The 26,437-nt window shown below is 36.7% G+C and carries 22 protein-coding genes and 6 tRNA genes; 20 read left to right on the top strand and 8 right to left on the bottom strand.

The features are described from left to right. Nucleotides 1-84 precede the first annotated feature (84 nt). The 4 genes from rlmKL to QUD79_RS08925 are packed head-to-tail and all read left to right on the top strand — an operon-like array spanning nucleotide 85 to nucleotide 6,132. The gene (rlmKL, locus tag QUD79_RS08940; RefSeq protein ID WP_286287736.1) at nucleotides 85-2,208 is read left to right on the top strand and encodes a bifunctional 23S rRNA (guanine(2069)-N(7))-methyltransferase RlmK/23S rRNA (guanine(2445)-N(2))-methyltransferase RlmL; all 2,124 of its coding nucleotides are present in this window, start codon (nucleotides 85-87) and stop codon (nucleotides 2,206-2,208) included. Nucleotides 2,209-2,213: 5 nt separating this feature from the next. Beyond that, nucleotides 2,214-2,444 carry a glutaredoxin family protein gene (locus QUD79_RS08935; RefSeq protein WP_184424110.1) on the top strand — a complete coding sequence of 77 codons (231 nt, stop codon included), beginning with the start codon at nucleotides 2,214-2,216 and terminating at the stop codon, nucleotides 2,442-2,444. Between the two features lie 2 nt (nucleotides 2,445-2,446). After that, complete coding sequence (gene uup, locus QUD79_RS08930; protein WP_184424109.1) at nucleotides 2,447-4,351, top strand: ATP-binding cassette ATPase Uup; 1,905 nt, start codon at nucleotides 2,447-2,449, stop codon at nucleotides 4,349-4,351. A gap of 26 nt (nucleotides 4,352-4,377) precedes the next feature. Next, nucleotides 4,378-6,132, top strand: coding sequence for a DUF3466 family protein (locus QUD79_RS08925; protein ID WP_184424108.1), 1,755 nt, complete (start codon nucleotides 4,378-4,380; stop codon nucleotides 6,130-6,132). A gap of 73 nt (nucleotides 6,133-6,205) precedes the next feature. On the opposite strand, the gene fabA is transcribed toward QUD79_RS08925, so the two are convergent. After that, entirely contained in the window at nucleotides 6,206-6,721 is a 516-nt protein-coding gene (fabA, locus tag QUD79_RS08920) for a bifunctional 3-hydroxydecanoyl-ACP dehydratase/trans-2-decenoyl-ACP isomerase (protein WP_184424107.1), read from the bottom strand. 168 nt (nucleotides 6,722-6,889) lie between these two features. Between fabA and QUD79_RS08915 the strand changes: the two genes are divergently transcribed. The 11 genes from QUD79_RS08915 to QUD79_RS08865 all read left to right on the top strand — a co-directional run bounded on the left by QUD79_RS08915 (nucleotide 6,890) and on the right by QUD79_RS08865 (nucleotide 12,191). Next, a complete protein-coding gene (locus tag QUD79_RS08915; RefSeq protein ID WP_184424106.1) occupies nucleotides 6,890-7,162 on the top strand; it encodes a hypothetical protein in 273 nt (90 codons plus the stop codon). A 110-nt stretch (nucleotides 7,163-7,272) separates the two neighbouring features. Continuing rightward, nucleotides 7,273-7,917 (top strand): UvrY/SirA/GacA family response regulator transcription factor, encoded by a 645-nt coding sequence (gene uvrY / locus QUD79_RS08910; protein WP_184424105.1) that lies wholly within the window; start codon nucleotides 7,273-7,275, stop codon nucleotides 7,915-7,917. A gap of 2 nt (nucleotides 7,918-7,919) precedes the next feature. Beyond that, on the top strand, nucleotides 7,920-9,752 hold the full coding sequence (gene uvrC, locus QUD79_RS08905) for an excinuclease ABC subunit UvrC (protein ID WP_184424104.1): 1,833 nt from the start codon (nucleotides 7,920-7,922) through the stop codon (nucleotides 9,750-9,752). Nucleotides 9,753-9,877: 125 nt separating this feature from the next. After that, nucleotides 9,878-10,456 carry a CDP-diacylglycerol--glycerol-3-phosphate 3-phosphatidyltransferase gene (gene pgsA, locus QUD79_RS08900; protein ID WP_184424103.1) on the top strand — a complete coding sequence of 193 codons (579 nt, stop codon included), beginning with the start codon at nucleotides 9,878-9,880 and terminating at the stop codon, nucleotides 10,454-10,456. A 170-nt stretch (nucleotides 10,457-10,626) separates the two neighbouring features. After that, a tRNA-Gly gene (locus QUD79_RS08895) sits at nucleotides 10,627-10,702 on the top strand. Between the two features lie 55 nt (nucleotides 10,703-10,757). After that, nucleotides 10,758-10,831 (top strand) — tRNA-Cys (locus tag QUD79_RS08890). 4 nt (nucleotides 10,832-10,835) lie between these two features. After that, nucleotides 10,836-10,922, top strand: a tRNA-Leu gene (locus tag QUD79_RS08885). Nucleotides 10,923-11,006: 84 nt separating this feature from the next. After that, nucleotides 11,007-11,082: transfer RNA gene (locus QUD79_RS08880), tRNA-Gly, on the top strand. A gap of 62 nt (nucleotides 11,083-11,144) precedes the next feature. Beyond that, nucleotides 11,145-11,220: transfer RNA gene (locus QUD79_RS08875), tRNA-Gly, on the top strand. Nucleotides 11,221-11,283: 63 nt separating this feature from the next. Further along, nucleotides 11,284-11,370, top strand: a tRNA-Leu gene (locus tag QUD79_RS08870). A 206-nt stretch (nucleotides 11,371-11,576) separates the two neighbouring features. Beyond that, a complete protein-coding gene (locus QUD79_RS08865; protein WP_184424102.1) occupies nucleotides 11,577-12,191 on the top strand; it encodes a hypothetical protein in 615 nt (204 codons plus the stop codon). A 345-nt stretch (nucleotides 12,192-12,536) separates the two neighbouring features. Here the strand turns inward: QUD79_RS08865 and QUD79_RS08860 are convergent, their stop codons facing one another. The 3 genes from QUD79_RS08860 to QUD79_RS08850 all read right to left on the bottom strand — a co-directional run bounded on the left by QUD79_RS08860 (nucleotide 12,537) and on the right by QUD79_RS08850 (nucleotide 16,836). Next, complete coding sequence (locus QUD79_RS08860; RefSeq protein WP_184424101.1) at nucleotides 12,537-14,165, bottom strand: di-heme oxidoredictase family protein; 1,629 nt, start codon at nucleotides 14,163-14,165, stop codon at nucleotides 12,537-12,539. A gap of 154 nt (nucleotides 14,166-14,319) precedes the next feature. Further along, a complete protein-coding gene (locus tag QUD79_RS08855) occupies nucleotides 14,320-15,480 on the bottom strand; it encodes an imelysin family protein (RefSeq protein WP_184424100.1) in 1,161 nt (386 codons plus the stop codon). Between the two features lie 18 nt (nucleotides 15,481-15,498). Next, a complete protein-coding gene (locus QUD79_RS08850; RefSeq protein WP_184424099.1) occupies nucleotides 15,499-16,836 on the bottom strand; it encodes a hypothetical protein in 1,338 nt (445 codons plus the stop codon). A gap of 227 nt (nucleotides 16,837-17,063) precedes the next feature. Here QUD79_RS08850 and QUD79_RS08845 point away from each other — a divergent pair, with 227 nt between their 5' ends. The 3 genes from QUD79_RS08845 to QUD79_RS08835 all read left to right on the top strand — a co-directional run bounded on the left by QUD79_RS08845 (nucleotide 17,064) and on the right by QUD79_RS08835 (nucleotide 20,869). Next, the gene (locus QUD79_RS08845; protein WP_184424098.1) at nucleotides 17,064-18,098 is read left to right on the top strand and encodes an extracellular solute-binding protein; all 1,035 of its coding nucleotides are present in this window, start codon (nucleotides 17,064-17,066) and stop codon (nucleotides 18,096-18,098) included. 14 nt (nucleotides 18,099-18,112) lie between these two features. After that, nucleotides 18,113-19,738: an ABC transporter permease gene (locus QUD79_RS08840; RefSeq protein ID WP_286287712.1), complete on the top strand. Its 1,626-nt coding sequence runs from the start codon at nucleotides 18,113-18,115 to the stop codon at nucleotides 19,736-19,738. Between the two features lie 69 nt (nucleotides 19,739-19,807). After that, nucleotides 19,808-20,869 carry an ABC transporter ATP-binding protein gene (locus QUD79_RS08835; protein WP_184424097.1) on the top strand — a complete coding sequence of 354 codons (1,062 nt, stop codon included), beginning with the start codon at nucleotides 19,808-19,810 and terminating at the stop codon, nucleotides 20,867-20,869. A gap of 21 nt (nucleotides 20,870-20,890) precedes the next feature. On the opposite strand, the gene QUD79_RS08830 is transcribed toward QUD79_RS08835, so the two are convergent. Continuing rightward, the gene (locus tag QUD79_RS08830; RefSeq protein WP_184424096.1) at nucleotides 20,891-21,712 is read right to left on the bottom strand and encodes an RMD1 family protein; all 822 of its coding nucleotides are present in this window, start codon (nucleotides 21,710-21,712) and stop codon (nucleotides 20,891-20,893) included. A gap of 198 nt (nucleotides 21,713-21,910) precedes the next feature. On the opposite strand from QUD79_RS08830, the gene QUD79_RS08825 reads away from it, so the two are divergent. Continuing rightward, entirely contained in the window at nucleotides 21,911-22,111 is a 201-nt protein-coding gene (locus tag QUD79_RS08825; RefSeq protein ID WP_184424095.1) for a hypothetical protein, read from the top strand. A gap of 22 nt (nucleotides 22,112-22,133) precedes the next feature. After that, complete coding sequence (locus QUD79_RS08820) at nucleotides 22,134-22,643, top strand: MgtC/SapB family protein (protein ID WP_184424118.1); 510 nt, start codon at nucleotides 22,134-22,136, stop codon at nucleotides 22,641-22,643. 54 nt (nucleotides 22,644-22,697) lie between these two features. On the opposite strand, the gene QUD79_RS08815 is transcribed toward QUD79_RS08820, so the two are convergent. The 3 genes from QUD79_RS08815 to QUD79_RS08805 are packed head-to-tail and all read right to left on the bottom strand — an operon-like array spanning nucleotide 22,698 to nucleotide 25,931. Beyond that, a complete protein-coding gene (locus tag QUD79_RS08815; RefSeq protein ID WP_184424094.1) occupies nucleotides 22,698-24,026 on the bottom strand; it encodes an alkaline phosphatase in 1,329 nt (442 codons plus the stop codon). A 41-nt stretch (nucleotides 24,027-24,067) separates the two neighbouring features. Beyond that, entirely contained in the window at nucleotides 24,068-25,267 is a 1,200-nt protein-coding gene (locus QUD79_RS08810) for an endonuclease/exonuclease/phosphatase family protein (protein WP_184424093.1), read from the bottom strand. A 10-nt stretch (nucleotides 25,268-25,277) separates the two neighbouring features. Next, nucleotides 25,278-25,931, bottom strand: a complete 654-nt coding sequence (locus QUD79_RS08805) for a TetR/AcrR family transcriptional regulator (RefSeq protein WP_246454935.1) — start codon at nucleotides 25,929-25,931, stop codon at nucleotides 25,278-25,280. Between the last annotated feature and the right edge of the window lie 506 nt (nucleotides 25,932-26,437).

The raw sequence follows: 26,437 nt of genomic DNA, 5'->3' as shown, positions 1-26,437 counted from the left end.
TTAATTGCAAAATGGCTATCGAGCAAAGCGCTATTTGTTTATAATCGCGTCCATTATGAAATAAAAGCTTTATTGGGATTTATAGTGCATCAATTTTTAGCGTTAACGTCGCCCGGCATTGAAATTTTACTTGCCGAAGAAATATCTACTTTAGGTGCTGAAGAAGTTGTTCAAAAACCTGAAGGGGTTTATTTTTCGGCTTCTCTAGCGTTAGGCTATCAAGTTTGTTTATACACACGTTTTGCTACGCGTGTTCTAATTAAAATTGGTGAAGGTGTATCTAATAATAAAGATGAGTTGTATCAAAGTGCATCTACAATAAATTGGAGTGAACAGTTTGATCCTAGTAACACCTTTTCAATAGATTTTGTTGGAAAAAGTGAAGAGATCAGAAATAGTCAATTTGGTGGCCTTACTGTTAAAGATGCCTTAGTTGACCATTTTAGAAACCAAGGCGTTGATCGCCCATCAGTAGATAAAACCAATCCTCATATTCGCTTTCAAGCTCGGTTATTAAGACAACAAGTTGTTTTTTATGTCGATTTTTCAGGTCGTGGTTTATTTCAACGCGGGTATCGAGAACATTCAGGTGCCGCACCGTTAAAAGAGCACTTGGCTGCCGCTATTATTAAACGATCTGGCTGGTTAGATGACATATCTAAACCTTTACTCGATCCTATGTGTGGTTCAGGAACAGTTTTAATTGAAGCGTGCTTTATGGCCGCTAAATACGCACCAGGAATCGATCGTAAACAATGGGGTTTTGAGTATTGGTTAAAACATAGTGAACAATTGTTTAATGAAGAACTTGCAAAAGCTTCAGTTGCGTCAACTAAAGGCTTGTCATCGTTGTCTTTAACGCTATTAGGCAAAGACATTGATGAAGGAGTATTAAAAACAGCTAAGCAGAATGCCAAAAATGCTGGTGTAGAGCAACATATATCCTTTGAGCATGCAGATATTAATGCGCTAACTAACCAGTTGGGTGAGAGTGGCACCATGCTATTTAACCCACCCTATGGCGAGCGTATTGGTGAGTTACCAGAGCTCGTTGAAAACTTTGTTTTACTTGGTCAAACACTTAAACGTGAATTTCAACAGTGGTGTGTCGCTATTTTTACTGGCAACACTGAACTGTTGACGATGTTAAAATTGGCTAGCTTTAAACGCTATAAATTCAAAAATGGTCCAATAGACTGTCAATTAGCTCTTTACAATATTGATGATTTACAAAAAGCAAAAGATAAAGATGCGCCTCAATTTGATCAAAAAAATTCTGACTTTGCAAATCGCTTGTTAAAAAATAAGAAAAATTTAAAAAACTGGCTCAAAAAGGAAGAAATTGAATGTTATCGTTTATACGATGCAGATATTCCTGAATATAATGTTGCTATAGATGTCTATGGTGAATATATCGTCATTCAAGAATATACAGCCCCAGCAAATATTGAAACGAGTAAAGTTGCTAAACGTTTACAAGAAGTGCTTTATTTTGCTCCAAAAATTCTTGAGGTTCCAACAGATAAAGTCGTATTGAAAACACGCTCAAAACAAAAAGGGAGCAATCAATATGAAAAGTTTAATAAAAGTAAACAATTTATTATTTTAAAAGAGTATGGCGCAAAATTTAAAATTAATTTATGGGATTATTTAGATACAGGCCTATTCTTAGACCATCGTAAAACACGACAAATTGTAGCTCAAAAAGCGAAAGGAAGGTCTTTACTGAATTTATTCGCTTATACAGGTTCTGTTTCGCTTCAAGCTGCGTTACATGGTGCAAGTTCAGTAACTACAGTTGATATGTCTAATACCTATTTAAGCTGGGGCCAAGATAATTTTGAATTGAATAATTTAACCGGTCATAAATACCCATTTATTCAAGCTGACTGTTTAAAGTGGCTGAAAGAGTGTAAACAAAAATTTGATATCATATTCGTTGACCCACCGACATTCTCTAACTCTAAACGTATGGAGGATAGTTTCGACGTTCAACGTGATCACGTATCGTTAATTGCAGATGCGTTAAAGTGTTTAGCAGAAAATGGCGAGTTAATATTTACCAATAATAAACGTAACTTTAAAATCGACGCTGAGGCAATGGACACACTCGGAGTCAAAGCTAAATCAATTACTGAATTAACGCGAGATAAAGACTTTCTACGTAACAAACATATCCACAATAGCTGGTTAATTACACGGAAATAAATAAAATGACAGCTCATTATCATTTATACAGCAGTGAAGGATGCCATCTCTGTGAACAAGCAATTGAACTATGTAGCACGGTGCTTGATATCAACAGTATTAAGGTTGTTGATATTGTTGAGGACGAAAGCTTAGTTGAACAATATGGCATTCATATTCCTGTATTAGAACGATTATCAGATCACACAAAACTATTTTGGCCATTTAGCCAACAAGATATAGAGAAACTAGAGTAACAATGGAATTAATTAGAATTACCGAAGGCGAACTTGCGTTTGGCGAAGATAAAATATTAGATAGTGCCGAGTTGCGAATAAAGCAGGGCGAGCGTGTATGTTTAGTAGGGAGAAATGGTGCAGGTAAATCTTCATTATTAAAAGTGCTAACAGGTCAACAGAATTTAGATGATGGCCAGCTTGTTATTTCAAATAATGTTCAGCTAGCAATGCTGCAGCAAGATCCGCCAGAGTCTTGTGATCTTTCTATCTTCGATTATGTTGCCCAAGGTGTAAAAGAAAATGCTGCTCTGATCAAGCGTTACCATGACCTGATTACTATTATTGGAGAGGATCCTAGCGAAAGTAATCTAAATAAGTTATCAAAAGTTCAAGAGCAGTTAGATCAAGCTAATGCTTGGCATGATGAGCAACGCATCGAAAGAGTATTGTCAACGCTTGAATTAACTGCAGACAAAAGAGTCAATGAGTTATCAGGGGGGTGGCTACGTAAGCTTGCTTTAGCTAAAGCATTAGTATCTAACCCTGATGTGCTATTACTTGATGAGCCAACTAACCATTTAGACATAAAAAGTGTGTTGTGGCTGGAACAATTTCTTAAAGACTTTAGTGGCACTATTGTATTCATTAGTCATGATAGGGCCTTTATTCGTGGGTTATCAACGCGTATTCTTGATTTAGACAGAGGTAGGTTAACGAGTTACCCTGGTGATTACGACCTTTACATCGAACAAAAACAACATGATTTACAGGTAGAAGCAAGCCAAAATGCACTATTTGATAAAAAGCTTGCCGAAGAAGAGGTGTGGATAAGACAAGGCATAAAAGCTCGTAGAACACGCAACGAAGGAAGGGTAAGATCGCTAGAAAAGTTAAGGGCTGAACGTCAACAACGCAGAGAAGTTAAGCACCAAGGTGATATAAATATTTCAACTGGTGATCGTTCTGGCAAGTTAGTCTTTGAATGTGAAAACTTGGGTGTTTCTTTTGACGATAAATCCGTGATTAAAGATCTTAATTTATTAATTACGCGTGGAGATCGACTAGCGTTAATTGGTGCTAATGGCACCGGAAAGTCTACTTTAATAAAGTTAATAATGGAACAACTGCAACCTACTAGCGGTACTTTGCGCATAGGTGTTAATTTAGATACAGCGTATTTTGATCAGCATAGAGAGCAACTAGATCCTAAAAAAACGGTACAAGATACAGTAGCAGATGGTAAACAAGATATTACCGTTAATGGCAAAACACGCCATGTACTTGGATACTTACAAGACTTTCTTTTTAGTCCTAAAAGAGCAAGAACACCGGTAAGAGCACTATCAGGTGGAGAGAAAAATCGACTATTACTGGCACGACTATTTTTGCGCCCGAGTAATTTACTTATTCTCGATGAACCAACTAATGATTTAGACATAGAAACTTTAGAGTTATTGGAAGAAGTCGTTGCAAATTATTCAGGAACCGTTATTTTAGTTAGCCACGATCGTGATTTTGTTAATAACTGTGTTAATTCATGTTTATATTTTGATGGTAGTGGCTATATTAACCAAATTTTTGGCGGCTACGACGACGTTGATGCTTATTTAGCATCAAAAGAAGAACAACGGAAATTAATAAAAGAAGATCTTCCAGTTAAAAAAGCTGAGAAAATAAGTAATACGACTAAACCGGTCGCACCACAGCGTAAACTTTCTTATAAAGAAATGAGAGAGTTAGAAAGTTTACCTGGTGAAATTGATGCATTAGAAACTGAAATCGCATTAATACAAGAGCAAGTAAATCAAGCCGACTTTTTTAATCAAGATAGCGATGCTAGTTTAAAAATATTGAACCAGCTGCAAGAATTGGAGTCGAAACTCGAGTCTTGTTATGCGAGATGGCAAGAATTAGACGAAACATAATACGTATATGAGAGTACTATAGTTACATGAAAAAATTTGCAACATCGATGTTAGCGCTTAGCTTAACAAGTGCATTCGGGTTATCTTTAGCGCAAGCAGCAACTTATCAAGTGATTGATAAAGGCGAAGCTGCCTCTTTAGAGTACACCTATGGCAAACAAGAGAACAATTCGGGACAAATGGTTATAGCAGGAACAACTATATATAATTTTCCTGTTCAATTTCAGTACTTAACAGAAGCTATGCTTAACAATATTATTACCTACGCTAATAATAACCATGAGCTTGTTTTTGACCTAAAAGATATTGAAGACGAAGCGTCTTTACGAGCAGGGGATCCTACAGCAAATGACCTTGCCTGGACAATTAAATATTTACAAAGTAACTCGAGTAATTCATTGTTCCAAAAAATTGGTAACGTAGTTGCCATGATAAACAACGGTAACGAAACGAAAGAAATTGTAGTATTTGATCAGTTTGTTACTGACACACAGGTATATACCCGCTCAACGACAGATTATGTTAATGGTATAACCGATCAAGGTTGGGTATATGGTAATGCTTCAGCGCCATTTTTGCCGATTGCTTTCACCAAAGAAGATGGCGAAGCAGTAACCCATTGGGTAAGAGATTTTAGCAACAGAGGTTATTATTCACCAGACAGTGGCGAAACAATCATTCCTCTTATGCCACCAGAAGCAACTTATGGTGGCGAATCCGCAATTCTGGATATAAGTGATAATAACATTGCTGTTGGTTATGCAAGCACTAGTGTTGATCAAGAAGCACTAGACTTTATTGCTAATGAAGATGGAGGGTGTGCTGATCCAGATAGGCTATTAACAATACCTATCGAAGTATGTATTCAGCAGATTTCAGAAGGGATGTACAATGCAGAAGCATTTAAATGGCAATTAGATGCCTCAGGTATAGTTACATCTGAAGCCTTAGGCAAGTTAGTTACACCGCACGAAGATGACCCGCGTGAATATGTCAGTTATGCTCAAGCTGTAAATATTCATGGTGTTGCTGTGGGCTATTCACATGGCTGGTGGAATGATGATGTAACAGTCCCGTCTGATAGAGAGCAGCGTAATATCTATGCTGTGGTATTTAAAAATGGTGAAGTTAAAGACTTTACCGCCGACCATAAAGAGCACTTTAATTCTCGTGCAAATGATATAAACAACAATGGTATTGCAACAGGGCATGTTGAAACTTATATCAATGGTTCTTTAAGACAAAAATTTTATTATGTTGATACCACAGTCGACGACATGAAAATGGTGTTTCCAACTGATTTCTTTACTGGTTCGTCTAGTACAGCATACTCAATTAATGAAAATAATTTTATTGTGGGTAGTGGCGAAGTAGAAACTCATAATGATACAGGTCAGAACCCTAGACGTAGACATGGTTTTATATATGACATTACTAATGATCTATTCTCTGACTTAAATACTTTTTTACCTTGTGATTCCGGTTATACCATCATTGAAGCACGTTCTATTAATGAAAATAACGAAATATCTGCAACTGCAGTAGTCAAAGCTCCACTTAGAGATGCAAAAGGTGAACTGTATTATGATGAGAATGGCACACAAGTTTTTGAAGATGTACTGCGTGCAATAAAATTAGCACCTATCGCTGGTGGTAGTGTAGAAGATTGTACTGAAACAGAAGAAAAAGTAGAGCGTCAAGGCGCTGGTACAGGTGCGATTGGATTAATTGCTTTATTAATTGCTGGCGTTAGTAGACGCTTGTTCGTAAAAAGTAAATGAGCTAATCAAACAAACCATAATTAATAAAAAAGCACTCAATGAGTGCTTTTTTTATCAGTAGGCTATTTGTTGACTAAAACTTACTTGTATCAGTAAATAACCCAACCTTCAAGTCAGTAGCTGTGTATATTACACGACCATCTACTGATACTGTGCCATCGGCAATACCCATAAATAATTTACGCTTAATTACACGCTTTAAGGTGATGGTATAAGTGACTTTTTTTGCTGTTGGTAATATTTGACCAGTAAACTTAACTTCACCAACTCCTAAAGCTCTGCCATGACCAGGCCCTCCTGACCATGCTAAGTAAAAGCCAACGAGTTGCCACATAGCATCTAAGCCTAAACAGCCAGGCATTACGGGGTCACCCTTGAAGTGACAATCGAAAAACCATAAATCAGGGCTAATATCTAATTCTGCAATAATTTCACCTTTGCCATATTCGCCACCGTCATCATTAATTGTAATGATACGATCCATCATCAGCATATTATCTGCAGGTAATTTACTATTACCTTCACCAAAATAATCAGTTGTGCCAGCTAATATTAATTCTTCTTTAGAGAATGAGTTTTTCTGTGTCATAGTAAGTGTTATTCCACTAAATATAAATTTTAAGGCGCTACTTTAGCGAACACCTGTACACTAAACAACTCCGAACAGTTAGTTTTCTTAAAAAAAACTTCATTTATTTGATATAACTCCTTATAATTAGTTACGCGTAACTTATCTTGGGGCGGGAGTAAATACTAAATGAACAATGAAAACAAAGACAAAGAGGCCAAAAGGGCATTTACTAATGCAGAAAAACAAAAACGTTACAGAGAGCGGCAAAAACTAAAAGGTAAACAGGAGCTACGGGGGTATTTATCACCAGAAGCTAAAAAATGCTATCAATTAATTGCTGAACAAACGGAGTGGTCCGATTCAATTATTCTAAGCAATGCTCTACGTTTAACTTACGCTGCTTATAAAAACGGGCAAATTAATCTATTAAATAATTGGTTAACTAAAAATAAGCTATAGTTCACACTTAGGTGAGGCTTTTCTGATTGTGTTAATCGATATTTAACTATATTCTATTGTGCGGTTACACATGAATTCAAAATATAATAAAATTGATAAGGTGAATTTCGTTGATAAATGTACTGTTAGTTGATGATCACGAGCTAGTTCGTACAGGTATAAAAAAAATACTTGACGAAGTTAAAGGGCTTAAGGTTATTGGTGAGGCAAAAACTGGAGAGGAAGCCGTACAGTTTTGCCGAAAAACTGAACCTAACGTTGTGCTTATGGATATGAATATGCCTGGTATTGGTGGTTTAGAAGCGACTAAAAAAATCATTAGATATTCTCCTGATATTAAAGTTATTGTATTAACCGTATATTGTGAAGACCCTATCCCAACAAAAGTGATGCAAATAGGTGCTGCAGGCTACCTAACTAAAGGTGCGTGCTCTGATGAAATGGTAAATGCGATTCGAGCGGTCAATAGCGGGCAACGCTATATAACCCCTGAAATTGCACAACAAATGGCCCTAAGTCAATTTAAGTCTGCGGATGAAAACCCATTCAATTGTTTATCTGAGCGTGAATTGCAAATAATGTTAATGATCACTCGTGGTGAAAGAGTACCTGACATTTCAGAACAATTAGTACTTAGCACTAAAACTATTAACAGTTACCGATATAGAATGTTCGAAAAGCTTAATGTGGGTAATGACGTTGAATTAACTCATTTAGCTATTCGTCACGGAATGTTAAAAACCGAAAAATTATAACCTTGTCTGAATTATTGCCTTTCGATCATAATGCATTTCTTGCGTCCGTCACCAATCAACCGGGTGTTTACCGAATGTATAACAGTGAGCGTACTGTTATTTACGTTGGTAAGGCTAAGCAGTTAAAAAAGCGGTTAGCGAGTTATTTTCGTAAAGATGTTGGTAGCAACAAAACCAAAGCGCTGGTCAAACAAATTACGGCCATAGACGTAACTGTCACTCACACTGAAGGTGAGGCATTATTATTAGAAAATAATTTTATTAAAAAGTACCAGCCTAAATACAATATTTTACTACGCGATGATAAATCATATCCCTACTTATTAATAACAGACCACCGCCACCCAAAGCTTGGCTTACATCGTGGAGGAAAAAAGGTTAAAGGGGAGTATTTTGGTCCATACCCAACCGTAGGAGCCGTGTGGGAGAGCTTACGCTTAATGCAAAAACTATTCCCGTTAAGGCAGTGTGAAGACAGTTATTACCGAGCAAGAAGCAGGCCTTGCCTACAATACCAGCTTAATCGCTGCTCTGCTCCTTGTGTTGATAAAATATCTGATACCGACTATCTCGAGCAAGTTCAACTTGCTAAACTTTTTTTACGAGGTAAAAACTCACAAGTAATAGAAGTGCTAGTTGGCCAAATGGAGCTTGCAAGCAATAAACTTGCTTTTGAGAAAGCCGCAAAATTACGCGATCAAATAACCACATTAAGAAAAGTTCAGCAGCAACAATTTGTAAGCGGTATTGCTTCTGATATGGATGTTATTGGTATTTACTGCCATAAAAATCAAGCATGTGTTCATGTATTATTTATCCGTGAACAGAAGGTGCTAGGTAGTAAAAGCTACTTCCCCAGTGTGCCTGAAAAAACAAATGAAAATGAAATCGCAGAAGCTTTTATTTGTCAGCATTATTTAGGTAGCGATATAAATACAGCTAAAATACCAAAAGAGTTAGTAATTAAACATGAGCTTGCTGCAAAAGAAGACTTAGTCGAACTCCTTAAAAAGCAAGCGGGTCATGAGGTCAAGATATCAACTCGTGTCAGAGTAGAAAGAGCCCAGTATTTGAAATTAGCAGAAACTAATGCTCAAAACGCCTTATTAACAAAAAATAGTCATAAAGAATCAATGCAAGCCCGTTTTCGAGAGCTGAATGAAGTATTTGAGTTGCCTCAAGGAATTAATCGAATTGAATGTTTTGATATTAGTCATACCATGGGCCAGCAAACTGTAGCTTCTAATGTGGTTTTTAACACGGAAGGCCCATTAAAAAGCGATTATCGACGCTATAATGTTGTGGGCATTACACCCGGTGATGATTATGCAGCAATGGATTTTGCTTTAAATAAACGCTACAAAAAAGCATCAACGGAAAATATGCCAGACATCATCTTTATTGATGGAGGAAAAGGCCAGCTAGGTCGAGCTGAACAGGTGTTTAGCCAGCTCAATATTGAGCCAACCCCTTTATTAGTTGGTGTTGCAAAAGGAGAATCTAGAAAACCGGGGCTAGAAACACTTATTCTTGCAGGTAGTCATCAACTTCTCTCGTTACCAAGTACTTCGCCAGCACTTCACCTTATTCAGCATATAAGAGATGAGTCGCATCGTTTTGCTATAGCAGGGCATAGAGCAAAGCGGCAAAAAGCCAGTAAAAAGTCTGTACTAGAAACAATACCAGGAATAGGGGCTAAAAAGCGGCAAGCATTGTTAAAGTATTTAGGGGGCATACAAGAGGTATTAGCAGCAGATATATCTACATTATCACAAGTTCCAGGTATTAGTGTTGTGCTTGCCAAAACTATTTATGATGCGCTGCATGACAAGTAAGCAGCTAATTGTGTAGAATAGTCTTTATAAGCTCTGCACGTCCTATTGTTTGTTTATTACCATTACTTGGTTAGTACTTGAGCAATTACTATTAATAATTTTAATAAAAGCTAAATGTGAAACCTATGTGGACTATTCCAAATCAAATTACCTTATTTCGAATTATTTTAATTCCTGTTTTTATCATTGTATTTTACTTACCTATTTCGTGGAGCCACTTTGGTGCATTTGCTGTTTTTTGGGTAGCAGCGGTAAGTGATGCATTAGATGGCTACCTAGCAAGAAAGCTTAATCAGTCTTCTTCATTCGGGGCCTTTATCGACCCGGTTGCCGATAAGCTAATGGTAGCAGCGGCGTTAATCATGATAGTTGAAGACTATCAATCTTGGTGGATAGCTATTCCTGCAATGATCATGATTTCACGTGAGATATTTATCAGCGCTTTACGCGAGTTTATGTCATCGCGAGATAAACGAGATTTAGTTGCAGTTTCAACCCTTGGTAAATACAAAACCGCTGCACAAATGTTAGGTATTATGGGATTAATATGGCAACCTACGTACGATATTCCATTAATTTTATTTGAATTTCCTCAGCAAATACTTATGTTCGCTGCTTATGGGTTTTATTTTATAGCCACTATTTTGAGTTTTTGGACAATGTTAATTTATTTCAAAGCCGCTTGGCCTGAATTAAAAGGCTAAAAAAATAAAGGAGTTGGTTGTTTTTTGTCAAGTTTTAATGTTGATTTAGTTAAAAAAACACCGTTTTAGCCGCTTTTTAACCACTTAAAATAAAATTGAAATTAAATTGTTGACTCATGAAAATATCAATGTAGAATGCGGTTCCAGTTGACAGGGAGTCAATTGATGAAGCGGCTGTAGCTCAGCTGGTAGAGCATCACGTTGCCAACGTGAATGTCACGAGTTCGAGTCTCGTTAGCCGCTCCAATTTTCTTTAATTAGAAATTCCAAAGGAATACTACTCAACTCGTAGTTTTGAAAAGGCGGGTTGGCAGAGTGGCTATGCAGCGGATTGCAAATCCGTGGACCTCGGTTCGACTCCGGGACCCGCCTCCATAATGCCCGGGTGGTGGAATTGGTAGACACAAGGGATTTAAAATCCCTCGCTTGTAAGAGTGTGCCGGTTCAAGTCCGGCCCCGGGTACCATTTCATTATTGCAGGTTGGGTTGTATAGAGTGTGTAGTGGCGTACACAGAGAGTGAAAGTCTTACGATAGTGTAAGCAAATGAAGCGGCTGTAGCTCAGCTGGTAGAGCATCACGTTGCCAACGTGAATGTCACGAGTTCGAGTCTCGTTAGCCGCTCCAATCTCTCTATTTAGGTAGAGAGTAGTAAACCAGACAAGTCTTACAATGTGTAAGCATGCGAAGCGGCTGTAGCTCAGCTGGTAGAGCATCACGTTGCCAACGTGAATGTCACGAGTTCGAGTCTCGTTAGCCGCTCCAAATTCATTTCATTTGAAATGAAAGTAGGGAACCAATCTCTACTATAAAAAGTACTTCCCTTATGCCCGGGTGGTGGAATTGGTAGACACAAGGGATTTAAAATCCCTCGCTTGTAAGAGTGTGCCGGTTCAAGTCCGGCCCCGGGTACCATCTTTTATATTTCTTTATCTGAGTTTTATTTTATCTATAGTGTTTTAGATAACTTTCAAAGAATGTTTGTTTTTCCTATTCATTACGCTTTCATTAATCCCATTATAAACCTAATTTAGATTGTTAATACTCCAGCCTTACTTGACCTTGTTAGTATTTACACTTATGGTTTACGGCGGTTAATTATTGGAATTAAATAAAATATTATGAATAAAATTAAAAGCTTATTAAAACTAACGGTTATCAGTTCAGTTATTGTTTCTACAAAATTACTGGCACAAGTCACTCCTGCACCGCTAGCTTCTATTCCCAGTCAAGATGCTTTTTTTAATAATTTAAAATCACTTTGTGGCAAATCTTTTGAAGGTAAAGTTGCTGTAGACAATGCGCCACCAAGTAGCTTCAATACGAGTAAATTAGTGATGCATGTAAGAAAGTGCTCAGATACCGAGTTACAAATACCATTTCATGTCGGAGATGATGCATCTAGAACTTGGATCATTACAAAAACGGGCAGTGGTTTGAGCTTAAAGCATGATCATAGACATAAAGATGGAAGTAATGATGAATCAACTATGTATGGCGGTCATACCGTTGATGCCGGTTGGGCACAGGTTCAATCGTTTCCTGCGGATCAATATTCAAAAGAGTTGTTTGTTAATTTACAAATGGCTCAGTCTATTACTAATACTTGGCAAATGTATATTTATCCTGATAAGTTTACCTACAGACTTACCCGTGAAGGAAGAGAGTTTCGTGTAGATTTTGACTTAACTAAAACAACGGAACAACCTGTTACCCCTTGGGGATATAAAGATTAATTATCGGTATATAAGTAGACAAATAAGTATTTATAGGTTGGGCCTTAAGAAAAAGTACATATTTGTAGGTTGGACTTTGCCGCCAAGGATGGCGGTAGTATGGTAATGCAGGAACAATTACCGATAAGCCCATCAGTTACTCTCACTATATAAGGATAGCTATTTGACGGCATAAATGCCGACCTACAATTAAAAAGGTGATGATAATCAAGTATCATGCACCGGTGGCTTTTTGATGTCTAACTTATAAGTAAGTCTTAGTTTAACGAATAAAAAATATAAGCACTTATACCACTTTTTAAAAAGGTGTAAGTGCTTTAAATTAGAGTCTTTAATACTAAATATCTATAAAGATTTAACAAAAGCAATAAGGCTGTTTCTATCAGTTTCAGTTAATGCCATAAAGCTATTTTTACTTTGTTCTGCCTCGCCACCATGCCATAAAATTGCCTCTTCTATGGTTGCGGCACGTCCATCATGTAAAAAACCTGCCGCAGGGTTTACCGCTTTAGTTAAGCCTATGCCCCATAACGGTCGTGTTTTCCATTCTTTTCCAGTTGCCATATAGTCGCGACGGTTATCAGCAAGCCCTTCACCCATATCGTGTAATAACATATCAGTAAAAGGATAAATGTGCTGGCCCTTTAGAGCTTCAGGCGCAGCAATACCACCAAGTGTTACGTTATCAGTGGCTGTTATAAAGTCTGGATGGTGGCATGAACTACATTGACTTTGCTCGAATAATTGCGCACCCTTCATAACATTGGGCGCTTCAATATTACGGCGTGCAGGGACAGCTAAAGTTTCAGCATAAAAAACTACGTCATCTGAAAACTCTTGGCTTGCTTCTGGCAAGCCATCTACACCTGTGCCTGTATCAATAAAGCCTGTACGTGTAAGGTAGCTCTGATGAAAGGCGCTGTTAGCGATACTTTCTTGTGGAAATAATGGGTTCGTTACTCCCATATCTCCTTGTAATGCCCCTAATGCTTGCACCCGAACGCTTGGAGTATTTGCTTTCCAACCAAACCGACCTAATGACACAGGCACTAGCTCGCCACTTTTGGCTTTTATTGGATCGAAGACCCAATTGGCACGACCTGAAATACCATCGTTATTAGAATCATGTTCGTCGCTTAGTGCTACAATATCTTTTTCGGGTATTAGTTCTAGTAAACCTAAACCAAATACAGGCATGCCATTTCTAGGGCTAAAATTAACGTTAGCTTGCAAAATTGCACTGTTTTGAACGTTATTGCTGCTAACGTCATGGGGCTGTTCAATGGTAAAAACAGGCTTTTTTAGGGTTACTTGCTTATTGTCACTGTAAGTAATTGTTTTATATTCATAAGCTAGGTAAACATTTGCTTGACCGATAAAAGGCATTTCTTGCCAATTTTCTCGTGCTTTAAGTACCCCACGGTGAAAAAGTTGTAAACCAAAACCGTTTACAGGTGTATTGGCACAAAAGTTATTGCTAGCGAGTGGCTCTTTACATTCGCCATCTTCTATACTCATACGTAAAAATATACCCGCCTCAGAGCCTAATAATTTTCTACTCTGTGCATCAGCTAAACTGATAGTAGATGGGCGACCGTCGCGTTGGTGACAAGAATTGCAGTTTTGATTATTAAATACTGGTCCTAAGCCGTCCAATTCTGGATGCTCATTATTAGGGGCAGTAGTGAACGATGTTTCAAAGTGTGTATCACCGTTTAAATGTTGAGTTAGTTGATTTTCTGTCAGTGTTGGTATTGGGGTTGAAAATCCATGGCCAGAGTCACTTACATTTTGAGCGGTAGTCGTGTCGGCTAAATTTTTAATATAAGCATAATCAGGGTATATCTGGGGTGAGGTATTATCATCGGTGCTATTTTTTTCAGCTGTATTACAGCCATTTATTAATAATGTACATACTAAAGTTAACGCATAGCTAGCTATTTTTTGAGGTGGAAGAGGCTTTACTCGGTTCATTTGGTTATTACTCAGGCTTTTAATTAAAGTGTTTTTGCTTATGTTTTTGCTTATGTTTTGGCTAAACTTATAATTTGGCTAAATATGCAGGGCTAAAAAGATAAGGCTAAAACACCTAAAGGCTAGTTTTAGGTGTTTTAGCCAGAGAGCAATATTATTTGCCTTGCCATTGATTTAATAGTGGAATAACTTCGCCTTCTAGTGATGTTTGTAAGTTTGATAGTGCATCAATAGATGCTTGAATTCTAATACGTGCATCGGCGTTGTTAATTGCTTGTCTAAAAGGGAGGTTATCACTACCAGCGATAGCTTTGATTGCATTAATTGCGGTAATAATTTCTTCGTCTACTCGTGTTGCTAAGTTTGAATCAGCGGCGTTTACGAAGTCAATTATCCCTATTTTGTCAGCTTGATTAGGAAACTCGCCACGATAAACGTTCTGCACACCTTGTATATTATCGGTAAAATCAGCAAGAGAGTTCCAGCTGTATTGTGATTCAACTAAAGAGGTGTCAGTTGTATTGATACTGGTGCCAAAAGGTTCAGCTATTTTGCCATTGCCTACTTCGTCTATAATGCCGATCATGCCGTTAATTAGTTCTTGAATTACACCTAATTGAGAAGAATAAACGTCATTGTTTGGTGTTAATAGTAGTTCTTGGTAGGGAGCAGAGTTAGCATCGTTTGCATCAGCTCTTACCGTCCATGCATCGTATAATGCTTGTGTATAACCTCTAAAAACTTCTGCGGTTGCACTTAAGTACTCACGTTCTAGAGCGGTCATTTCATCAATGCTAATGCTGTTGTCAGTTACACCATCACCAAAGAGTAAAAACTCCATAGTATGAAAACCTTGCACATCATCATTCCAAGTACGTATTTTATCTGCGCTAAATCCTGATTCAGACGTTAATAAAGCTTCTAAGTCGTTGGTATTAAGTGGCCATGTATCTAGGTGAGGATCGATAGAAAGTGCATCTACCGGTCCAAAAATATGCGCCTCACCTTGTTCCCAAGGAATACGTACATCTTGCCAAGCTTGTTTAGTAATAGCTAAATTTTCGGCTGTGGGTGTATTAAGTAGCGTGAGAGTTGCTAAGTGAAATGTTTCAGCTTTATTATTTAAGTTTTGGTAGCCAGCAACAATAACATCTTTAGTGATGTTAGTGATCATCTCGGTAGCTTCAAAGCTAAACCCTGTTGTAGGTGTTTCGTCAGGAATAACAACTTCTGATGAGCCGTTGCTGCTGCCGCCACAACCGGCTATTAAAATTGCACCACAAGTAAGGGCGATTAGTGTTTTATTAAATATCATATTTCTTCCTAAAAATGATTAAATTGAAAAGTAGTAGCCAAAAGATAGGCTGAAAGAGTGGGTATTAGATAAATTTTGCTGTGCGTAGTTTTGCTCTGCTAACTGTGCTTTAAATATTAAGTTTGAAGTTGGCAGGTAATTTAACCCAAAAGAGTACTCTTGTGTGTCAAAGCGAGACATAGCGTTACCGCTTTCTGTTTCTTTAACTGGGTTTGCATACTCATAAGCACCAAACAGGTATAGTGGGTGGCTTAGATTGAACATATGTTGACTGTTAAAGGCAACTTCTACGAAAGCAGACTCAGCAACGCTGCCTAATTGTGCAAAGTTTCCTGGTTTTAGTCCTGGAGTAGTTTTATTCGCTAGTGTTATTGCTTGACTGTCTTCTAATTCGCCATAGAGATATTGTCCAATAGCTGTCCAATTCCCTTGTCGCCACGCCCCACTTAAACCAATAATACTTAAGTTACCATCTGCATCAATTTTGTTAGTGTTATTTCTATTGCCTGAGGTATCGCCGTTATAGTAACTAATACCAATGCCTGTACCATTTTTAATGTCGCCATAATCTAGTCTTAAGGTAAAAGCTAGATCATCTGCATTTACACTTTCAAAACGTCTTTGATGACCAGTAGATACCCAATTATATGTTCTAAAAAATTCTGAATTTAAGCCTGTAGTAATTAAAGTTTGGGCAGTAAAGTTTTGCCACTTGGTAATAACGTTTACGCCCGTTTCATGCCAGACTTGGGGCAGCATAGAGGCTTCACTCCAATGGCGTTGAGCTGTAAAGTATTGTGAGGGTTTATGTAAGTTTGTACCTAACCCCACTGGCACAAAAATATGACCTAATTTTATAGCTAAGTATTTATTATGCGTGTATTTTGCTTGAAGCTTTTCTACTATAATTTCGCCACCCGCCTCAATTTCACTTTCAAATTCACCAAACTCTTCAAAACCATCGTATTCAAGAGCGGCACCTACACCACCATGTTCATATTCTAATTCTATTTCTACTTCCCACGTAGGATCGAAGTTATACACAAACTCAAAAACTACGCGTTCTAAATCTGTTTTTGCCCGCCTTTTGGGGTTAATGTCTTGTGTATTCCTGAAGAAATTTTCACTCTTATAGACAAGGCTGCCGTAGGAGTTTATTTGCCAATTTTTTGTAGAAACTTCTGTCGGTGTAGTTAGTTTTTGCGAAGACTTTAGTTGTTCTAGTTGTAACTCAATGTGTTGTATTTGTTCAGCTAGTTTTCTTTCAGTTGCTTTGCCATCACTCGCTATTGATAGATTAGCATTTAGCAAAAATGCAAAGCCGGAAAGTAAACAAAGTTGTTTATTTAATTTCATAGATGTCCAGATAATTTTACTGATAAGTAGATAGGTATAAATTATTTTAATTGCAACAAATGATAAAAGCAATACAAATGATAATGATTACTATTAACTTTGTCTTTATTGTTGACTGAGTCACGTTTGTTGATTAAAATCATTGCGATTCTAACTAATAGTTTTTCAGGTAATGCAGTCTGTATTGGTTCCAAACCAGCATTTTAACAAATCTAACGAGTATATATATGTCTTTACAAGCGACAAAAATTGTTAGCAATATTCATATTGTTAACGCATTATTACTGTCTTTAATATTTTCTTTTAATGTAAATGCCAATTCAGACGAGGTTAATGTATATTCTTACAGACAACCGTTTTTAGTAAAACCCTTATTTGATCAGTTTACCGATGATACAGGCATTAAAGTTAATGTTGTATTTTCGAAAAAGGGCATGTCGGAAAGGCTTGCAAGAGAAGGTAAATATAGCCCCGCAGATATTTTATTAACAACAGATATTAGCCGTTTAATAGAGTTAAAAGACCGCGATCTTATTCAGGTCAATAACTCAGAGGTATTATCGCAAGCAATACCTTCTCAATATCGTTCTTCAGATCATACATGGTTTGCATTAACTACTCGCGTTCGTAATATTTATTCTTCAAAACGGCTAGGTGACATCGCCATCAATTATGAAGATTTAGCCGATCCTAAATATAAAGGTCGTATTTGTACTAGAAGTGGAAAACATGCCTATAACGTAGCGTTAGTTGCTTCAATGATAGCAGAGCATGGTGAAGCATATACGCAACAATGGTTAGAAAAATTTAAAGCAAACCTAGCGCGCAAGCCACAAGGTGGTGATCGTAATCAAGTACAAGCAATACATCAAAACCTTTGTGATATAGCGCTTGGTAATAGTTACTACTTTGGCCAAATGTTAAAAGACGAAAATCAGAAGGCCTGGACAGACGCGGTTAACATTAACTTCCCAAATCAAAGTGATCGTGGTGCCCATGTCAATGTTTCTGGAATGGCATTAGCTAAACACTCTCCGAATGTTAACAATGCTAAAGCATTAATGGCATTTTTAGTCTCAAAACCTGCTCAACAACTTTATGCTGAAATAAACATGGAATACCCAGTGCGATCTGATGTTGCTCCATCAAAGTTAGTTGCATCATGGGGTTCGTTCAAAGCTGATAAATTACCATTAGAAACTATTGCTAAAAATAGAGCTTTAGCGTTAAAGCTTATTGATAAAGCACTCTTTGATCTTTAGATTAACGTTTTGAAGTGATAGCCAAGTCACAAAATAGCTTTTGGCGAGCTATTTGTTATCTAATTGCAATAACACTACTAACTCCGTTAGTGGTGTTATTAATTCAGGGTGGGCGTGCATCTACTTCTTTATTCTCACATTTATGGCAAACTGTTTTACCTGACTATATAGCTAATACCTTAATTTTAGGTGTAGGTGTAGTGTTATTGTCGTTAGTATTTGGTGTAATAAGTGCCGCGCTTATTGTTTATACCAATGTTAAATGGAAAAACACTCTCCGTTGGCTGCTAATGTTACCTTTAGCTATGCCAGCCTACATAGTTGCTTATTTATATACTGACTTTTTTGATTATGCTGGCCCGGTTCAACGTGCGCTTAGAACGTTATTTGAATGGAATTCACCTGCAGATTATATGTTTTTTGATTTAAGAACATTGGGTGGGGCGGTTATTATTATTACCTTTGTTCTCTATCCTTATATCTACATGCTTGCCCGCACAGCGTTTGAAGAGCAAGACCAAAATCTTCTCCGTGCAAGCAGAACATTAGGCTATTCTACTTTTCAAAGTCTCATTAAAGTGGCTTTACCACTTGCAAGGCCGGCAATTGCTGTTGCAGCAAGCCTAGTTTTAATGGAAGCCTTAGCTGACTTTGCTACAGTTCAATACTTTGCTGTTAATACCTTAACAACAGCAATTTACGACACTTGGTTAGGTTACAGCGATTTAGCTGCAGCTAATGCGTTGGCAAGTGTATTAATGCTATTTATATTTTTTGTTATCGTAATTGAGCGTAGAGCAAGAGCAGGGCAACTGCACCAGTCAAATCGTGTAAACAAAAATCAACAATTAATAATATTACCAAAATTTTGGCAAATAATAGCGAGTACATTTTGTTGGTTTTTAGTCATTGCGGGCTTTATTTTACCTTTTAGTTTATTGGTGATAATGGTATGGGAGTATGGCTCTTACGAACAATTGTTATCATTAATCCCCATGGGATCCAATAGCATTAAAATTGCTATTTGGGCCGCAAGTTTAACGGTTGTTGTCGCGTTAATCATCAGCTTGTTCAAGCGGTTAAGCAACGATAGATTTTCAGCGTTACCGTTACATATTACAGGCATGGGGTATGCTATCCCTGGTACAGTATTAGCTATGGCGATGATGTCTACATTTGCGCCCATTGATTATATGATTAATGATATTGCCGCATACTTTAACCAACCAGAACCAGGCTTACTTCTTTCTGGTTCTATCTTTGCTATTATTTTTTCTTATATTGTACGCTTTTCAGCTATTGCTAATGGTACGATTGATAGTGGTATAAGCCAAATATCTAAGTCACTTGATAATGCACCTTCAAGTTTAGGTGTGGGTTTACCTAAAATGCTGACTAAAGTACATTTACCATTATTAAAGCCTTCTATATTAGTTGCTTGGCTGTTGGTATTTGTTGAAACAATGAAAGAGCTACCCACAGTATTGTTATTAAGGCCGTTTAACTTTGAGACGTTAAGTACTCAAATTTATCAATTAATTTCAGATGAAATGTTAGAACAAGGAGCCCTTGGCGCAATATTTATTGTGATATTAGGCTTGTTACCAATTATGTGGTTAAACCGAGATCCAAAAGCGTAATGAGCCATAAAAATTTACGTACTTGTTGATGATGAAAATTGACAATGTTGAAGTTAATTAGGAAATTCTGTGATTGATGTATTAAGTATTCGTAACTTGTCTGTTGAGCTTCAAGGCAAAACAATTCTTTCTAAAATAGCGCTTAACTTGGCCGCAGGAGATATTCTTGGCTTAGTTGGACCTAGTGGTTGCGGTAAAACAACGTTACTGAATACCGTTGCAGGCTTTGTTGAGGTTAATAAAGGAGAGTTAATCATTAACAATAGTACGGTTATCACACCTGAAAATACACTCCCCCCTGAACAACGTAATGTTGGTATGATCTTTCAAGATTATGCACTTTTTCCACACTTAACGGCAGAGCAGAATATCCTTTTTGGCATAGAGCACTTACCTAAAATTGAGCGAGTTGAACGCTTAGAAGAATTACTGGAGTTACTTGCCTTAAAAGGTTTAGAAAAAAGGTTTCCACATCAAATATCTGGCGGACAACAACAACGTGTTGCCATAGCAAGGGCCTTGGCTCCACAACCACAGTTGTTATTACTCGATGAACCCTTTTCTAATATTGATGCGCGTTTGCGAAATGAACTAATGGTTGAGCTTCGTACTTTATTAAAGAAATTAAAAATTTCGGCGGTGTTTGTTACCCATAATAAAGATGAGGTATTTAGCTTTGCTGATAAAATAGCTGTTATGCACGAAGGTGAAATATTACAAGTAGGTACCCCTGTAGAGGTTTGTAAACAGCCAAAGAGTTGGCAAGTAGCTGACTTTTTACAATTAGGCAGTTGGCTAGCTATAAAGCGATTAGATTTCGATGCAATTGAGACAGCACTTGGTAAAATCGCAGTAAGTAATGATTTACAGAAGAAACTAAATGATCAGGCTCAACACACTTTTCTATTGCTTAAACCTCAGAATATTAAGGTTGTTGATGCGCTTGAGCCTAATGTGAAAATAGATCATATCTCTATAAATGAACAAGGTTATTACTATGTGTGCTCTAGTTTAGCCCAAACAGACGATAGCTTGTCATTTACCCAACTTAGATTTTATAGCGACCAATTGTTTTTACTCAATCAAAAGGTCGCTTTACAAATTAAGCCTCATGAACCGGTGATTTTTTGAATTAACCTCAACAACCTTTTGTTACTGCGCTAATTTTTTGATTTCTTCTACAAAAAATATAACAATTTCAATAGCAATTAATATAATAATAATCCATTCTAAAAAAGAAGAGTGTTGATGTTTTTGCTCATCCGCTAACATCTCAAAAAGCTCATGGATAGTTTCAAGTTTCTTCGAAAGCAATTCAACACGTTGATGAATCTCCATATAACGTGCAACTTGATTATAAACATTTTCATATTCAGGATGTGCCCAAATAAAATCGGGTGTATCAAGTAAGCCGTAATGTAATATAATCGCGCTTTTCGTACCAAATAATCGCCCTCTGATTTTTGCTACTTCTTTTCTTGTAATAGAAATTTTGCCTTTATTTGCGAGTTCCTCAGGTAAGTGAGAGTAATTAATAATTGTATTTTGCGCTTGCAACTCAAATTCAGAAAGCTTGCTTGACTGCGCTAATGCATGGCTTACAGCTAAACGAGAAAGCGTATCTGCTTTAGGTACACACACGACATCTTTATTAATTTTAACATCATCTGTAAATGTAAAGCGCAGATGCTCCTCTGCTCTTTGAATGGACTGAGTGTTTTCTTTGACTATACGATGAATAAGCGCTTGACGCTCGTCTTCATCTACGCCCCAAAAGACAACAACACCGTAGTCAAATAACCAGTACTCACCTGTTGGAACAATTATTTGTACGGCATCTCTATGGCGTATACCGTTTTCTAGTAATTTTTTATCGATGCTTGAACTTTCAGAAAGAAAATCATCTCCAAAGTTATATATTGATAATCGATCATGACTAAAAACTACATTGTCTAACAATTTTGTATTTTCCATTATGGATAAATTTATTACGTAAAGAGTTGGCTGTGAATTGTGAGGCTTTCGAAATAAAACGCTATATCATTTTTTTAATCATATCGATAAAAATTTTTCGCTTTCCTTTCAATATGAAAATGGGGACCATGCAAAATATTGTATTGGCTCAATGCCATTAATAATTTCAGTTTAATTGATATAGTTAACGAGAGAGCAATGAATACCAACTTACCATCAAACCCAAACGATGATATTGAGTTTGAATTAGCAAAAATGAGTGAACATGCTAATTCTAAACGCTTTCGTGATAGAAATAATTTGAGCTTTGCTAAAAAGCATACCGATAGAAAAGATAGAAAAAAATCACGAGATATTTTTAACGATGATCACGATGAGTATTATGACGAGTGGAATTAAGTAAGGCGTTAAGGAATTTACTATTTTTTATTATATAGATATTACGCCGTATGACTGGACAGCAGTTCTTACGGCTATTTTTTGTGGTTCCGTTATTGGCTTAGAAAGGCAATTTAGAGGAAAACCTGTTGGCATAAGAACTTCGTCACTGGTTGTATTGGGTACCTATATTTTTATGGCAACAGCAACCAGTGTTAGTACTGAAATAACCGATCCGTCGAGGATTATTGGTCAGGTAATTACAGGGGTTGGCTTTTTAGGTGCTGGTGTAATGTTGGCAAAAGACGGGGCTGTTGTTGGTGTTACCTCTGCGGCGACAATTTGGATATTATCAGCCATAGGAATTAGCATTTCTCATGCTAATTACTTTGCTGCAATTGTTTTCTCAGGCTTAGTGGTTTCGATTTTATTTGGTGTTGATTTACTTGAAGAGTATTCTCAAATGTTAACGCGAGGGGTTCATAGTAAATATCAAAGGTGGAAAGCTAAACCAAGCCGATTTATTGATAAAAAAATTAACTCTAAAGAATAAAAATGAAAAAAGCACTTCTAGAAGTGCTTTTTGACTTTATTACTAAAAGTGTATTTAAAGTAATTTGAATATTTTTTTAGCGATATCAGTGTTATCGATTTTTTTACTGAATATAGAATGCCCTTTACCGAACGCAAATACGGGTACGTCTATCCCTGTATGTCCACCTGTAGTCCATCCGGTGTAACTTTTCTCACTAATAAACTGATTTATTTTTGTATATAGCTGGCGAGTTAACTGATAGGTTTTAATATCATCCGCTTTATTTTCTTTTATCACTTGTAACTGGCTAAACTGTTCATCGGTTAAAGCAAAAGTAAGCATTTGAGCTAATTGTTCAGCTGTAATGTCTTTTTCAGCTATCGCTTGGGCAATTGAATGGCTAGATTGCTTCATACCTTTAAACACTGATGGCTCCCATTTATATTCACCATCAACACCTAAGGTAAGTCCACCAGTGCTATGATCCGCAGTTAAAACAACTAAAGTATCAGGGTGCTCTTTTACGTATTGCTCTAAATAAATAAGTGTTTCTGCTAAGTCATCCATTTCAGCCATTGCTGAAGCAATGTCATTACTATGTCCGCCCCAATCAACTTGACTTGCTTCTATTAACATAAAGTAACCATTATTATTTTCTAAGTGCGCGGTTGCAGCCTTGGTCATTGCTGAAAGTCTGTATTTGTTACTGTCATCTAATGCCCAGGGTAAGCCAATAGGCGCGAATAGCCCAATAACTGATTTGTCACTACGGATAGTATTTAGCTGATCGTAACTTTCGATATAGTCAAAACCTTTTGCTTTAAATTCGTCAATCAGGTTTCTATCTTCACGTACAAAATAGTTGGTACCACCACCAAGTAGTAAATCTATATTAATTCCATTGTCGATATAACTATCTGCTATTGCGTTGTAGTTTCTACGGCTTTCATTATGACTAATATATGACGCTGGTGTAGCATGGTTAACCTGTGAAGTAACCACTACCCCTGTTTTTTTTCCATTCTTTTTGGCTTGTTGTAATACTGTTTTTAAAGGCTTTTTGTTTACATCAACACTAATGGCACCATTATAACTTTTAACACCTGTTGCAAGCGCTGTTGCACCAGCAGCAGAGTCAGTTACATAGCCAGAAACAGGCGCAGGGTAAGTTGAACTCATGCCAACTAAATGTCGATCAAAGACTGTTTCTTCAATCTCTGGTGTATTTGGGTCGTCATTATAATAACGGTAAGCGGTAGTGTAGGCTGGGCCCATTCCATCGCTAACAATCATAATAATGTTTTTAGGTTTAATTTTATTTACTGTGGGTTGTTCATTAGCTTGTACAGCAAATGAGAAACTTAAACTTGAACACAAGAACAGCGTAAGTATTTTTTTCATATTTAATTAACTCTTAGTGATTGAATTAGTAACCATGTTATTTATTTGGTCAGTAGTAGGTCTACCCAAACTAAGCGATGATCTGACGATGCGCTTCTGTCTTTTATAAGGGAATAGGTGGTTTCCGTTTTATTTGGCCAAAAAACACCAGAGTTTTTTACTTTCCACCCATGTGCAGAGGGTAAGGTGTAATCTGCTCGCATTCGCCAATAAGCGGTGTGATTTTTTGCATGTTCGTTATCAAGAGAATGAGAGGCTCCACCCTCACTTGCAGGCACAGGGTCTTGGATTAAAGTATTTTGTAAAAGCGCACCTATACCACTGTTAATTGCATCACCGTCGACAATTGACGCATTTAAATCACCCAAAATAATAAAGCGACTGTTGTCAGCCAAACCACCATAAACATTCTTGTCATCATAAATGTAGGTAGATTTTTCTTTGTTTATATAGTCAACCCAAAAGCGAATTTCATCATGATTTCTTTTACCATTTCTATCTTCTGGTCCATCAAATACTGGAGGAGTAGGGTGGCTCGCTAGCACATGAATAATTTCGCCGTTTACATTAATAGGTAGATCCCAGTGAGACTTCGATGATAAGCGTAAATCATTCCAAGCATCTTCACTATACCAAGAAGAGTTAGTATTGGGATCAACTGGTTTTAATGCGTTGGGCATATCTTTCCATTTAAATAATTGAAAAGTACGCACAGTATCTAAGTCAATCGGATATTTAGAAAGAATTGCCATACCATATTGCCCAGGAAAGTGCCCAAAGCCATGTGTATCGCCAGGTAACGATATTTTACCGTCGTTATTCAAGTCAAATGATGTTTTAACACCAGTATTGACATTATTTTGATAAAAATACGGAAAATTAATTGGAGATTGATTGTTTTGTGATTTTTGTAAGTATTGGTTAATGAATTTGGTTAACGCTTTATCCGTAGGTCCAAGATAATCAAACTCATTAAGTAAAATAATATCAGGGTTCACACGTTGAATGATTTCAGCAATATTTTTAATCTGCGGATGTTGTGAATCAAGTGCCTGGTTAAGAGCTGAGCTTTTTAACTGTGTTGCATTATCAGGTTTACTGACTACATAATTAGACGCATCCATACTCACATTGAAGGTCGCAATTCTGAGGGTATCTTTAGTCATTGCATAAGTTGTCGTCGTTAAAATAGAAGCTAAGGTACATATTATAGCAGATCGAATCGTTATATTTTTTAGCATAAGTGAAACCTTATTTGATCCCTGTACCACGTAAAACAAACTCAGTTAAAAACTGCGTTACTTGTTCCTGGTCTTCTTCTTCGTAGTCAGCCCTATTCATTACAGATAAAATTTGCGTTTCAAAATCTGCGTAGTGTTGTGTACTAGACCAGATTAAAAAGATCAATTTTACTGGATCAATATCTTCCATTTTCCCTTCATCTATCCATTGCTGAAAAATTTTAGCTTTTTCTTTTACCCACTTTCTAAGATAAGTACGGGCAAACTCTTTTAAGTGTAAAGCACCTTGAATTATCTCCATGGCATAGATTTTTGATGCACTTGGGTGTTGGAAAGACATTTTAACCTTAGCAGCTATAAACTTTTCGATAGCAAGCTTAGGCCCATCTTCATATACTATGTCACCAATGCCTTGGTCCCACATATCAAGGGTTTCTTCAAGCACTGCATGATATATATTTTCCTTGTTTTTAAAATAATAAAGCACATTCGCTTTCGGTAAGTTGGCTCTATCAGCAATAGATTGGACTGTTGCGCCTTTATAGCCTTGTAAAATAAACTCATCAGAAGCAGCAGCTAAGATTATAGATTGACTCTTAACTCTGATCTTCCCTTGCTTTTTGTTTATTGCCTTATCAGCTTTTTTATCAAACATAATTGTCATTTTATTAGTCTTAAATTAATTACTTTTTAACAGGCAAAAGCATTTTTGTCATTAAAATGTTGGTATTTCATATAACCAAAAGGTCAATATTGATTATATTTTAATCTCAAATAACATTGGGTTTTAGCCATAGCATAGTACTTATGATACAAAACATAAATAGAAAAAGTGCTCTTTATAACTGTTTAACCAGTTTACGGTGTAAATGTTAACCTTTTGTTAGATTTATATTGGTTGTTATTATTATTTCTCATAAGTATTAAAATATTCTGTTCATAAGGTTATGTTATATGCTTTAAGGACCTTTGTTTATATATGGATATTTAGGAGTCTATAAAATTGTCTTAACCAAGTGGTCAGTATTTATTGGTTTTTATTTGCAAATTGTGTTTTAGTAAGAAAGTTCAATTTTTTTGGAATTTATTTTAAAGAGGTTGTTTCGAGTTAACGTGTTGAATTAAAATTAAAATAATAAATTTTATATGTTTTTTGCTACAAGATTTGAA

Origin of the sequence: Thalassotalea piscium, assembly GCF_030295935.1 — a bacterium.
Lineage (GTDB): Bacteria > Pseudomonadota > Gammaproteobacteria > Enterobacterales > Alteromonadaceae > Thalassotalea_B > Thalassotalea_B piscium.
The sequence above is the reverse complement of the archived record's forward strand: the minus strand, read 5'-3'. Positions and strand labels throughout refer to the sequence as shown.